Below are 11,746 nucleotides of genomic sequence, written 5' to 3'. Positions count from 1 at the left end.
CTGAAATTTTATTAGGCGCCTATATCGCCATTGCTTCAGGCGATAAGCAACCCCCGACCATCCGTCCCCCGATCTGTTGCGAGACGGGCGGATTTGCAAGCGCCACTCGCACCCACCGGCACTTTGCGCAAGAATGTCGGCCATTCAAACCTGCCACTGGAATATCCCCATGAATGTAATCCCCACTGACCTGCCTGGTGTCCTGATCATCGAACCCAAGGTGTTTGGTGATGAGCGCGGGTTCTTTTACGAAAGTTTCAATGCCAAGGCCTTTCAGGACGCCACCGGCCTCGACACGCAGTTTGTGCAGGACAACCATTCGCGCTCGCAGAAAGGCGTGCTGCGCGGGCTGCATTACCAGTTGGAAAATACTCAGGGCAAACTGGTTCGCGTTACCGCTGGCGAAGTCCTCGATGTCGCCGTGGATATCCGTCGCAGCTCGCCGCATTTCGGCAAGTGGGTCGCCGTGCGCCTGTCGGCCGACAACCATCGCCAATTGTGGGTACCGGAAGGTTTCGCCCACGGCTTCGTGGTGCTGAGCGAATTCGCCGAATTCCTCTACAAGACCACCAACTACTACAACCCGTCCTCCGAGCGCAGCATTCGCTGGGACGATCCGGATCTGGGCATCGACTGGCAACTCGACGAAGCGCCAAAATTGTCGGCCAAGGATCAGGCGGCCGCCTTCCTCAAGGACGCCGACGTCTTTTCCTGAAGTCCTGTGTGAATCTTCAGCGCCGCTGCATACCCGGCCACGGGTGCGCAGACTGCGCCGGCAAGCCTAGGCATAATGCGCCTGTACCCACAGGCGCTCGATGCTCATGACTCCGACCCTTCCCCGTCGCCCCCGCTGGCGCAGTCTTGCCCTGCTGGCTCTGTGCCTGGCACCGCTGCTGTGGCCGCTGGAACATCTGGCCGAGCGCTATTACCGCAGCGAACTGGCCGGTCAGAATCGCCAGACCCTCGACCTCTACGTCGCCAACCTGTTGGGCACGCTGCATCGCTATGAAGTGCTGCCGCAAATCCTCGGCGACCTGCCGGCCCTGCGCGCGGTGCTCGGGGCGCCGGACGACGGCGTGACCCAGGGCAACGCCAACCGCCTGTTGAAAAACATCGCCGCACAGACCGGCGCCGAAGTCATGTACCTGATGGACACCAGCGGCCAGACGCTCGCGGCGTCCAACTGGGACAAACACGACAGCTTCGTCGGGCGTAATTTCTCATTCCGGCCGTACTTCAGCGAAGCCATGGCCGGACGCCTCGGGCGCTTCTTCGGGTTGGGCACTACCTCTGCCAAGCGCGGCTACTTCTTCGCCGCCGCCGTGCGCAACGGCGAAAAAATCATCGGCGTGCTGGTGATCAAGGTTGACCTCGACCACACCGAAAGCCTGTGGGGCAAAACCCCGGAACAACTGCTGGTGACCGACCACAACGGCGTGGTCATCCTCACCTCGCGCCCGGAATGGCGTTTTCGCGCGACCCGCACCCTCAGTGATGCCGAGCGCGCGGCGATCACCGCAATCCAGCCCTACCCGACCCGCGAGCCACGCCCGCTGAACCTGAGCCCGACCGCGTGGTTGCCGCAAACCCAGGAGATCGCGGAAACCGGCTGGAGCGTGAGCATTCTTGCCCCGCGTACCTTGATCGACCGACCGGTACGCACGGTCGTGGCGATCGGCGGCGCCACCTTGCTGGTGGTGATGCTGTTGCTGGGCCTGATGATGCAGCGTCGTCGTCATTACCTGGAACGGATCGCCTTCGAAGCCAAGGCCCGGCGGGAACTCGAAGGACGGGTCGCCGAACGTACCAGCGATCTCGAAGGCCTCAACCGCCGCCTGAAACAGGAAGTGCTTGAACGCGAACAGGCCCAGCAGGAACTGGTGCGCGCCCAGGACGATCTGGTACAGGCAGGCAAGCTGTCGGCGCTGGGGACGATGTCGGCGAGCATCAGCCACGAACTCAACCAGCCGCTGGCGGCGATCCGCAGCTACGCCGAAAACGCCGAAGTGCTGCTCGACCACGAACGCACCGAAGACGCACGAGGCAACCTCAAACTGATCAGCGAGCTGACCGGGCGCATGGCATCGATCATCGCCCACCTGCGCGCCTTCGCCCGCCGCGACCGCCACGCCCCGGAAAGCGTGGCCCTGCAACCGGCGCTGGACGACGCACTTGCCTTGCTGGCCAAACGTCGCCGGAGCATGGATGTCGAACTGATCCGCGACCTGCCGGCCGCCACCCTTTGGGTCGAGGCCGGGGAAACCCGTCTGCGCCAGGTGCTGGGCAACCTGCTGGCCAACGCCCTCGACGCTCTGACTGAAAAAGGCCCGCCGCGCAAATTGTGGCTGAGTGCCGAATCCACCGACGAAGGCGTCAATCTGTACATTCGCGACAATGGCCCGGGTTTCTGCATGGAAGCCCTGGGCCGTGCCAGTGAACCGTTTTACACGACCAAGACCCGCACCCAGGGTCTGGGTCTGGGGTTGGCCATTTGCGAAACCCTGATGCGCGCCTTCGGCGGTGAACTGTCGTTCGCCAACCACAAGCAAGGTGGCGCCTTGATCACCCTGCGGCTGCGCGCCGGCGCGCCCGGGGTCAGCCTGCAACCGTCCGAGGATCGAAGCGCATGACCATCGACAACCGCATTCAGGTGGTGCTGATCGACGACGATCCACACCTGCGTCAGGCCCTTGGCCAGACTCTGGATCTGGCCGGCCTGAAAATTCTTCCGCTGTCCGAGGCCAAGGGTCTGGCCGCGCAACTGGAGCGCGACTGGCCGGGCGTGGTGGTCAGCGACATCCGCATGCCCGGCATGGATGGCCTGGAACTGTTGAGCGAGTTGCACGCTCAGGATCCCGAGTTGCCGGTGCTGCTGATCACTGGCCACGGCGATGTGCCGCTGGCCGTGCAGGCCATGCGCGCCGGTGCCTACGACTTTCTGGAAAAGCCCTTCGCCAGCGACGCCCTGCTCGACAGCGTGCGCCGCGCCCTGGCCCTGCGCCGTCTGGTGCTGGACAACCGCAGCCTGCGCATGGCCCTGAGTGATCGCAACGAGTTGAGCGCGCGGCTGGTCGGTCAGTCGGCGCCGATGTCGCGCCTGCGCGAGCAAATCGGCGCGCTGGCGGCGACCAAGGCCGATGTCTTGATCCTCGGCGAAACCGGTGCCGGCAAGGAAGTCGTCGCCCGCGCCCTGCATGACCTGTCGAGCCGGCGCAACGGCCCGTTCGTGGCGATCAACGCCGGGGCGCTGGCCGAGTCGGTGGTCGAAAGCGAACTGTTCGGCCATGAGCCCGGCGCCTTCACCGGCGCGCAAAAGCGCCGGATCGGCAAGTTCGAATTCGCCAATGGCGGCACGCTGTTCCTAGACGAAATCGAAAGCATGAGCATGGACGTGCAGGTCAAACTGCTGCGCATGCTGCAGGAGCGAGTGGTCGAGCGTCTGGGCGGCAATCAGTTGATCCCGCTGGACATCCGCGTCATCGCCGCCACCAAGGAAGACCTGCGCCAGGCCGCCGATCAGGGACGCTTCCGTGCCGACCTGTATTACCGCCTCAACGTGGCACCGCTGCGCATTCCGCCACTGCGTGAACGGGGCGAGGACGCGCTGATGCTATTCCAGCATTACGCCGACGAAGCCAGTGCCCGCCACGGACTGCCACCTCACGAACTGCAACCGGCGCAACGGGCGTTGCTGCTGCGCCATTCATGGCCGGGCAACGTGCGGGAATTGCAGAACGCGGCAGAGCGCTTTGCCCTCGGCCTGGAGCTGGCCCTGGACAACACGCAGCCCGATGGCAGCCCCGGCATCACCGTCGAAATCACGGCGGGCGGGCTCAGCGAACAAGTGGAAAATTTCGAGAAATCCCTGATCGCCGCCGAACTGGCCCGCTCTCACAGTTCCGTACGCAGTCTCGCCGAAGCCCTGGGCATTCCGCGCAAGACCCTGCACGACAAACTGCGCAAGCACGGGCTGAATTTCGCTGGCAGCGGCGGCCATTCCGACGAATCCGAATGAAGCACGCTCAATTCACTTTTCTGCCGCAAGAGGTCCGGGCATGAAGCACGACAGTCGTTATCTGGAATCCGTTCTTCACCACGACATCCCGCTGACCCGGGACATGGGCCTCAAGGTGCTCGACTGGCAGGAACAGCAACTACGCCTGCACTTGCCGCTGGACGCCAACGTCAATCACAAGAGCACCATGTTCGGCGGCAGCCTGTATTGCGGCGCGGTGCTGGCCGGTTGGGGCTGGCTGCATCTGCGATTGAAGGAAGAAGGCATCACCGACGGCCACATCGTGATCCAGGAGGGGCAGATCAGTTATCCACTGCCGGTGACCGGTGATGCCATTGCGATTTGCCCGTCACCGAGCGCAGCGCAGTGGAAGAAATTTCTGACGATGTATCAGCGCTACGGGCGGGCGCGACTGACGCTGCACACGCGGGTCGTCAATGCCGGGAGCGATGAAGATGCAGTGACGTTCAGCGGGCAGTACGTCCTGCACCGCTGAAGACTGAACACGCTTACGAGCGGGCAAGTTCGAGCAGCTTCGCCCGCCATGCGGCTTTCGCCGGCAACGCCAGGAAGAAACTGTTCAACAAAGATTCCCGAGCTGGATAACAGAACGCTGCGCCACTCAGGTCGAGCACTTCACCACCCGCCCCTTCCAGAACGCCCTGCGCCGCCGCCGTGTCCCATTGCGAAGTCGGCGCCAGTCGCGGGTAACAATCCGCCGCACCTTCGGCCAGCAGACAGAATTTCAGCGAACTGCCGATGTTGGCCAGCTGCAACTCGCCAAGGCTGGCGCTCAAACCGGCCAGCAAGCGTTCCTGCTCCGGACTCGAATGACGGCGGCTGGCAACCACGGTGAACGCTTCGCCAGGCCCCGGTACGTCACGAACCTGAATCGCCACCGGCGTGCCGCCCGTGTCGCCGCGCCAGGCACCGAGTCCCGCACCGCCGACGTAGAACCGCCCAGTGGTCGGCATCGACACCACACCGAACACCACCCGGCCGTTTTCGATCAACGCAATGTTGACGGTGAATTCTTCGCTGCCGCTGATGAACTCCTTGGTGCCATCCAGCGGGTCCACCAGCCACCAGCGCTGCCAGCCTGCGCGCACGCTTTGCGGGATGTTGGCGTCCTCTTCGGACAGCACCGGAATGCTCGGGTCCAGCGCCGTCAGGCCCGCCACGATCACGTGGTGAGCGGCCATGTCCGCAGCCGTCACCGGCGAATCATCGGACTTGGCGGTGACCGCCACATCGGCACGCCAGAACGGCAGGATCGCCTCGCCGGCCCGCAGTGCCAGTTCAACCACCGGCGTCATCAACGGATGGGGAAAATTCATCGATATCTCACTCATGACTGAAAAATCCGCGCTGGGTCAGCAGATCGCGGGTCAGGTACAGCGCCGCCAGGGCGCGGCCCTCACTGAAATTCGGATTCTGCGCCAGTGCCGACAGCTGTCGCAGATTGACTTTGTCTACACGCATCGGCTCGGGTTCGTCGCCTTCGAGACGCTCTTCGTACAGGTCGGTGGCCAGCACCACCTGGATTTTCTGGCTCATGTAACCGGGGGACAACGACAATTCGGTCAGATGCTCCAGCTGTCGCGCGCCATAACCGGCTTCTTCCTTGAGCTCGCGTTCGGCGGCAGCCAGCACATCTTCGCCGGGCTCGATCAGGCCTTTGGGCAGCGACAGTTCATATTCGTCGGTACCGCCGCAGTATTCTTCGACCAGCACCGCGTGCTCGGCATCGAGCATTGCCACGATCATCACCGCGCCATAGCCGGCGCCCTTGCCGACCAGTCGCTCGTAGGTGCGTTCCACGCCATTGGAGAAACGCAGCTTCAGCTCTTCGACGCAGAACAGCCGGCTGGTGGCGACGATCTCGCGGGCGAGTACGGTGGGTTTCTGGCGCATGCAAAGCTCCTTGGCGTGAACGCGCTACTATAACGCGGCTTTTCCGATTGTTTGCGTCGGATATCCTTCTACCGCTCGAGACGTTGCCATGCCTTCATTACCCTGGTCCGACATCGACACCGTTCTGCTCGACATGGACGGCACGTTGCTGGACCTGCACTTCGACAACCACTTCTGGCTGGAACACCTGCCGCAGCGCTACGCCGAACTGCATGGCGTGAGCCGGGCCATGGCGGAAATGGAATTGCAGCCGTTGTTCGAGCGCCACGCCGGTCAGTTGCAGTGGTACTGCCTGGACTTCTGGAGCGCGGAGCTGAAGCTGTCGGTGCGTGAACTGAAACGGGAAACCGCCCACCTGATCGCCCTGCGCCCGGACGCCGACACTTTTCTGGAAGCGATCAAGCGAGCCGGCAAACGCGTGGTGATGATCACCAACGCCCACCGCGATTCACTGTCGCTGAAACTGGAACGCATCGAACTGGCGCCGTACTTCGAACGGCTGATCAGCTCCCACGATTACGGTTTCCCCAAGGAAAACCCGCAATTCTGGGACGCCTTGCAGGCCGACATCGGTTTTGACCCGGCGCGTAGTCTGTTCATCGACGACACCTTGCCGATCCTGCGCAGTGCACGGAATTTCGGCGTGGCGCATCTGTTGGCCGTGAAAGAGCCGGACAGCCGCAAAGGGCCGAAGGACACCGGGGAGTTCGCGGCGGTCGAGGATTATCGGGATTTGATTGCGGGCCTGTAGACCGCATCGTCCCCATCGCGAGCAGGCTCGCTCCCACAATAGAAATGCATTCCAATGTGGGAGCGAGCCTGCTCGCGATAGCGGTATCTGCGATTACTCGGGAATACGCAGCGTCTGCCCCGGATAAATCTTGTCCGGATGTGACAACAGCGGCTTGTTGGCCTCGAAGATCTTGTTGTACTGGTTGGCGTTGCCATACACCGCCAGGGAAATCGCGCTGAGGGTGTCGCCCTTCTTCACGACCACAAAACGCGCCGCCGCCACAACCGGCCCGGTCACGGTGATCTGGTCATCGACGCTGCCGACACCGGCAATGTTGCCCACTGCCAGAAGAATCTTCTCTTTCTCTTCCTGACTCGCCACTTCACCGGTAACGGTCACCTTGTCCCCGTCCACGGTTGCCTGGACATTCGGGTTACCCAACCCGACCTTGCTGATGTGTTCCTTCAATTGCTCGCTGGCATTGGCGTTGCCGGGGGTCAGCAGGTCGAGCAGTTTCTCACCCGCTTCTTTCACAAAGCTCAAAAGACTCATGGCGCACACTCCTTGATTTGGGTTCCAGACGCCCAAGCCTAGACCACCCCGGACAAACCCGGTTCCAAGCCGACCAATGACCCTGCCGTCACTCAAGCGGTAGAATCGCCCACCCCTGCCAGCGCCCCGGAGCGAAGATGGACATCAAGCAGCTGAAATTCCTCATCGCCCTCGACGAAACCCGCCACTTCGGCCAGGCCGCAGCCCGCTGCCACATCACCCAGCCGACCCTGTCGATGCGCCTGCGCAGCCTCGAGGAAGAACTCGACCTGCCACTGGTCAACCGTGGCCAGCGCTTCGAAGGGTTCACCGCACCGGGCGAACGGGTGCTGGCCTGGGCGCGCACGGTACTGGCGGCCTACGACGGCTTGCAGGCGGAAGCGGCGGCCTGTCGCGGCAATCTGATCGGCACCCTGCGCCTGGGCGTGGTGCCGTTGTCGAGTTTCGATGCACTGCCGTTGATGCAACGCCTGCACGCGCAACATCCGAACCTGCGCTTCGAACTGTCCTCGCTGAGCTCCGAACAGGTTCTAGAGCAACTGGCGAACAATCGCATCGACATTGGCGTGTCTTACCTGGACCGCCTCGACGGCGAGCGGTTTGAATCCCTGGCGTTCAGTGAAACGCAGATGGGTCTGCTCTACGACCAGCGGTTCTTCAACTTTGGTGAGGCGCCGCTGAGTTGGGAATCGCTGATCGAACTGCCGCTGGGCATGCTCACCAGCGGCATGCACTTTCGCCAGTCCATCGACCATAACTTCCACAGTCGTGGCCTGACGCCGCAGCCGTTACTGCAAACCGACGCCGTTCACCAATTGTTGCAAGCGGTGCACGGCGGCTTGTGCTGTGCGGTGATGCCACTGGATGGCGGCCTGGAAAACCTGACCGATCATCTGCGCCTGCAACCCATCGAAAACGCCCAGACCCTCGCCCGACTGGGCCTGATCATGCGTCGCGGCGCCCCACGCTCGGCGCTGGCCGAGGCCTGTTTCGCGCTCTATCAAAAATCACCCACGGACACTTGATCGACGGCATCTATCGAAGGATCGACACTAGCGATTAGACGCGACATCTTGCCGCGCCTAGTCTTAACGTTGATCAATCCGTCGGTGATGCCATGAACGCCAAGCGCCCGGCCTGCGCGGCGCCTGCTCTCGAAACGCCCGCGCCAGCCGCCAGTCAGACCTACAGCTACAGCAATCTCCCCCTCGCGGAATCGGCCAGCACCGCGCTGGCCGAAGAAGTCGCGTTGGCGATTGCCTACAACGGCATCAGTCAGGCCGTGATGCTGGTGACGCCGACCGACCTTGAAGACTTCATCGTCGGCTTCAGCCTCGACAGCGGCATCATCGAAGACGCCTCGGACATCTACGACCTGCAACTGAGCGGTTCGGGCTCGGCGCAATACGCGCAAGTGACCATCGCCAACCGCGCCTTCTGGAACCTCAAGCAGCAGCGGCGGCAACTGGCCGGCACCAGCGGTTGCGGACTGTGCGGCGTGGAAGCGGTGGAGCAGGCGCTGCCTGACCTCAAGGTCTTGCCCGGCGCACCTTTGCCGCCCGCCGAATGGCTCGATGGTTTGCGCCAGCGTATCGGCGCATTCCAACCGCTGGGTCAGCATTGCGGCGCAGTGCACGCGGCGGTGTTCATGAACGCCAGCGGTGAATTGCTGCTGGGCCGCGAAGACATCGGCCGGCACAACGCCCTCGACAAGCTGATTGGCGGTCTGATCCGGCAAAAGATATCCACAGCCGGCGGCCTGGCAATTGTCACCAGCCGTTGCAGCCTCGAATTGATCCAGAAAGTCCTGCGGGCCGGGATTCAGACCCTGGTCAGCCTGTCCGCGCCCACCGGCCTCGCCGTGCAATGGGCCCGACGCCATAACCTCAATCTCATTCACCTGCCGCAGAAAAACGCGCCGCGGGTGTATAGCCCAGAAATGGAGAAACACCCGTGAGCCAACATCATCAAGCCGACCAGAAACCCGTTCCGCGCTACAAGCCTTACAAGGGCCCGGCCGGTGGCTGGGGCGCCCTGATCAGCGTGGCCCAGGCCTGGTTGACCAGCGACAACGCGCTGAAAAACCTGCGCATGATGCTCAAGACCAACCAGAACGGCGGCTTCGACTGCCCGGGCTGCGCCTGGGGCGACTCGCCGGAAAGCGGCATGGTCAAATTCTGCGAGAACGGCGCCAAAGCGGTGAACTGGGAAGCGACCAAGCGTCGGGTCGACGGCAAGTTCTTCGCCAAGCACAGCGTCACCTCGTTGCTGGAACAGAGCGACTACTGGCTTGAATACCAAGGTCGTCTGACCGAACCGCTGGTGTATGACGCCGAAACCGACCGCTACAAACCCATCAGCTGGGACGATGCCTACGCGCTGATCGGCAAACACCTGCAAGCGCTGTCGAGCCCGGATCAGGCCGAGTTCTACACCTCGGGCCGCGCCAGCAACGAAGCGGCGTATCTGTATCAACTGTTCGTGCGCGCCTTCGGCACCAACAACTTCCCCGACTGCTCGAACATGTGCCACGAGGCCAGCGGCGTGGCCCTGGCGCAGAGTGTCGGCGTCGGCAAAGGCACCGTGACCTTCGACGACTTCGAACATGCCGATGCGATTTTTGTCTGGGGCCAGAACCCCGGCACCAACCACCCGCGCATGCTCGAACCGCTGCGTGAAGCGGTGAAACGCGGTGCCCAGGTGGTGTGCGTCAACCCGCTGAAAGAACGTGGCCTGGAACGCTTCCAGCATCCGCAGCATCCGCTGGAAATGCTCACCAACGGCGACAAGCCGACCAACACCGCGTATTTCCGCCCGGCGCTGGGCGGCGACATGGCGGTGCTGCGCGGCATGGCCAAGTTCCTGCTGCAATGGGAGCGCGATGCGCAGAAGGCTGGCGCACCGGCCGTGTTCGATCACGACTTCCTCAATGAGCACAGCGTCAATGTGCTCGAGTACATTGGTGTCGTCGACGATACCCCTTGGGAGCAGATCGTCACTCAGTCCGGCCTGACCCTGGTGGAAATCGAGCAAGCGGCGCGCATGTACGCCAAAGGCAAGAACGTGATCATGTGCTGGGCGATGGGCATCACCCAGCATCGCCACTCGGTGCCGACCATCCAGGAGATCGCCAACCTGATGCTGCTGCGCGGCAACATTGGCAAACCCGGCGCCGGTCTGTGCCCGGTGCGCGGCCACAGTAACGTGCAGGGCGACCGCACCATGGGCATCAACGAACGTCCGCCGGTGGCGTTCCTTGATTCCCTCGAACGCCGCTTCCAGTTCAAGGTGCCACGTCACAACGGGCACAACGTGGTCGAAGCGATTCACGCGATGGCCGAAGGTCGCGCCAAGGTGTTTATCGGTCTGGGCGGCAACTTCGCCCAGGCCACGCCGGACAGCCCGCGCACCTTCCAGGCCCTGAGCAACTGTGACCTGACCGTGCAGATCAGCACCAAGCTTAATCGCAGCCACCTGGCCCACGGCAAGGACGCGCTGATCCTGCCGTGCCTGGGTCGTACCGACATCGATATCCAGACCGAAGGCCCGCAAGCTGTCACCGTGGAAGACTCGTTCAGCATGGTGCACGCCTCCAACGGCCAGTTGCAGCCGCTGTCGAACCAGATGCGCTCGGAGCCGTCGATCATCGCCGGCATTGCCGCCGCCACCCTGGGCAGCAAACCGGTGGACTGGAACTGGCTGGTGGCCGACTACCGGCGCATCCGCGAACTGATCGCCGACACCATTCCGGGCTTCAAGGACTTCAACGAGAAGGTCAAGAACCCGGGCGGCTTCTACCTCGGCAACAGCGCCGGCGCGCGCAAGTGGAACACCACGTCCGGTCGGGCCAACTTCAAGCCGAACATGCTGCCCAAGGACCTGATCCACGAACGCACTCGCGCCACCGGCAAACTGCCGGACCTTATCCTGCAATCGATGCGCTCTCACGATCAGTACAACACCACGATTTATGGTCTCGACGATCGTTATCGCGGGGTGAAGGGACAGCGCGATGTGTTGTTCGCCAACGAAGCCGACATCATCCGCCTGGGCTTCAAGCCGGGGCAGAAGGCTGACATCGTGTCGCTGTGGGACGATGGTCGTGAGCGTCGGGTGAAGGGCTTCACGCTCTTGGCGTTCGATATTCCTGCAGGGCAGGCAGCGGCTTATTACCCTGAGGTGAATCCATTGGTGCCGTTGGAGAGCACCGGCGATGGCAGCCATACGCCGACGTCGAAGTTCATTGCCATTCGCCTGGAAGCGGCGAGCGAAACGGGGCTGATCATGGCCAGATCGGCCTGATACGGCGCCTGAACGGGCGTTCGCGAGCACTTTTCGAACGCCCACAAAAAAGGCCGCTTTGTGATCAAAGCGGCCTGTCCGAAGTAGTTAAAGACCGGCGAAAAACCGTTAAGTTCCGCCCAAAAATCAGCAACTTGCAGAATTGTATACAGGTCGTGCTATTCGTCGGATTTCGATTGTCACGCCCATTCCAGAGCCTCAGGATCGCGCCGTCATCCCTTTGAGGCTCC

The 11,746-nt window shown here is 62.6% G+C and carries 11 protein-coding genes; 8 read left to right on the top strand and 3 right to left on the bottom strand.

Features of this window, described 5'->3' with window-relative positions:
* Window positions 1-169: 169 nt before the first annotated feature.
* The 4 genes from rfbC to ACKUG4_RS04320 all read left to right on the top strand — a co-directional run bounded on the left by rfbC (window position 170) and on the right by ACKUG4_RS04320 (window position 4,511).
* Window positions 170-715 (top strand): dTDP-4-dehydrorhamnose 3,5-epimerase, encoded by a 546-nt coding sequence (gene rfbC, locus ACKUG4_RS04335; RefSeq protein ID WP_221398496.1) that lies wholly within the window; start codon window positions 170-172, stop codon window positions 713-715.
* A gap of 106 nt (window positions 716-821) precedes the next feature.
* Window positions 822-2,630 (top strand): sensor histidine kinase, encoded by a 1,809-nt coding sequence (locus ACKUG4_RS04330; RefSeq protein WP_074689724.1) that lies wholly within the window; start codon window positions 822-824, stop codon window positions 2,628-2,630.
* Window positions 2,627-4,015 carry a sigma-54-dependent transcriptional regulator gene (locus ACKUG4_RS04325; RefSeq protein ID WP_445433523.1) on the top strand — a complete coding sequence of 463 codons (1,389 nt, stop codon included), beginning with the start codon at window positions 2,627-2,629 and terminating at the stop codon, window positions 4,013-4,015. Before ACKUG4_RS04330 ends, ACKUG4_RS04325 begins: the two co-directional genes overlap by 4 nt.
* A gap of 40 nt (window positions 4,016-4,055) precedes the next feature.
* Complete coding sequence (locus tag ACKUG4_RS04320) at window positions 4,056-4,511, top strand: thioesterase domain-containing protein (protein ID WP_085611190.1); 456 nt, start codon at window positions 4,056-4,058, stop codon at window positions 4,509-4,511.
* A gap of 13 nt (window positions 4,512-4,524) precedes the next feature.
* Here the strand turns inward: ACKUG4_RS04320 and cysQ are convergent, their stop codons facing one another.
* On the bottom strand, window positions 4,525-5,358 hold the full coding sequence (cysQ, locus tag ACKUG4_RS04315) for a 3'(2'),5'-bisphosphate nucleotidase CysQ (RefSeq protein ID WP_085648154.1): 834 nt from the start codon (window positions 5,356-5,358) through the stop codon (window positions 4,525-4,527).
* Window position 5,359: 1 nt separating this feature from the next.
* Complete coding sequence (nudE, locus tag ACKUG4_RS04310; protein WP_064592763.1) at window positions 5,360-5,929, bottom strand: ADP compounds hydrolase NudE; 570 nt, start codon at window positions 5,927-5,929, stop codon at window positions 5,360-5,362.
* 88 nt (window positions 5,930-6,017) lie between these two features.
* On the opposite strand from nudE, the gene yrfG reads away from it, so the two are divergent.
* Window positions 6,018-6,680: a GMP/IMP nucleotidase gene (gene yrfG / locus ACKUG4_RS04305; RefSeq protein WP_085647958.1), complete on the top strand. Its 663-nt coding sequence runs from the start codon at window positions 6,018-6,020 to the stop codon at window positions 6,678-6,680.
* 93 nt (window positions 6,681-6,773) lie between these two features.
* Here yrfG and lysM read toward each other — a convergent pair whose 3' ends face one another.
* Window positions 6,774-7,214 (bottom strand): peptidoglycan-binding protein LysM, encoded by a 441-nt coding sequence (lysM, locus tag ACKUG4_RS04300; protein WP_039764611.1) that lies wholly within the window; start codon window positions 7,212-7,214, stop codon window positions 6,774-6,776.
* A gap of 137 nt (window positions 7,215-7,351) precedes the next feature.
* Here lysM and ACKUG4_RS04295 point away from each other — a divergent pair, with 137 nt between their 5' ends.
* From ACKUG4_RS04295 to ACKUG4_RS04285, 3 genes are all read left to right on the top strand, one after another.
* Window positions 7,352-8,239 (top strand): LysR family transcriptional regulator, encoded by an 888-nt coding sequence (locus tag ACKUG4_RS04295; protein ID WP_085611192.1) that lies wholly within the window; start codon window positions 7,352-7,354, stop codon window positions 8,237-8,239.
* Window positions 8,240-8,331: 92 nt separating this feature from the next.
* Entirely contained in the window at window positions 8,332-9,171 is an 840-nt protein-coding gene (gene fdhD, locus ACKUG4_RS04290; RefSeq protein WP_445433522.1) for a formate dehydrogenase accessory sulfurtransferase FdhD, read from the top strand.
* The gene (locus ACKUG4_RS04285; RefSeq protein ID WP_064592755.1) at window positions 9,168-11,516 is read left to right on the top strand and encodes an FdhF/YdeP family oxidoreductase; all 2,349 of its coding nucleotides are present in this window, start codon (window positions 9,168-9,170) and stop codon (window positions 11,514-11,516) included. The genes fdhD and ACKUG4_RS04285 overlap by 4 nt, the downstream gene beginning before the upstream one ends.
* Window positions 11,517-11,746 lie beyond the last annotated feature (230 nt).

The sequence above is a fragment of the Candidatus Pseudomonas auctus genome, assembly GCF_048654275.1.
Classification (GTDB): Bacteria; Pseudomonadota; Gammaproteobacteria; order Pseudomonadales; family Pseudomonadaceae; genus Aquipseudomonas; species Aquipseudomonas pharyngis.
This window is presented reverse-complemented; position numbering and strand designations above follow the sequence as displayed.

Bases quoted from the DNA above. Each gene is read 5' to 3' on its own strand.
- ACKUG4_RS04295 (WP_085611192.1), top strand. From the start codon at position 7,352: ATGGACATCAAGCAGCTGAAATTCCTCATCGCCCTCGACGAAACCCGC.
- lysM (WP_039764611.1), bottom strand. From the start codon at position 7,214: ATGAGTCTTTTGAGCTTTGTGAAAGAAGCGGGTGAGAAACTGCTCGAC.
- nudE (WP_064592763.1), bottom strand. From the start codon at position 5,929: ATGCGCCAGAAACCCACCGTACTCGCCCGCGAGATCGTCGCCACCAGC.
- ACKUG4_RS04320 (WP_085611190.1), top strand. From the start codon at position 4,056: ATGAAGCACGACAGTCGTTATCTGGAATCCGTTCTTCACCACGACATC.
- ACKUG4_RS04330 (WP_074689724.1), top strand. From the start codon at position 822: ATGACTCCGACCCTTCCCCGTCGCCCCCGCTGGCGCAGTCTTGCCCTG.
- rfbC (WP_221398496.1), top strand. From the start codon at position 170: ATGAATGTAATCCCCACTGACCTGCCTGGTGTCCTGATCATCGAACCC.
- fdhD (WP_445433522.1), top strand. From the start codon at position 8,332: ATGAACGCCAAGCGCCCGGCCTGCGCGGCGCCTGCTCTCGAAACGCCC.
- yrfG (WP_085647958.1), top strand. From the start codon at position 6,018: ATGCCTTCATTACCCTGGTCCGACATCGACACCGTTCTGCTCGACATG.
- ACKUG4_RS04325 (WP_445433523.1), top strand. From the start codon at position 2,627: ATGACCATCGACAACCGCATTCAGGTGGTGCTGATCGACGACGATCCA.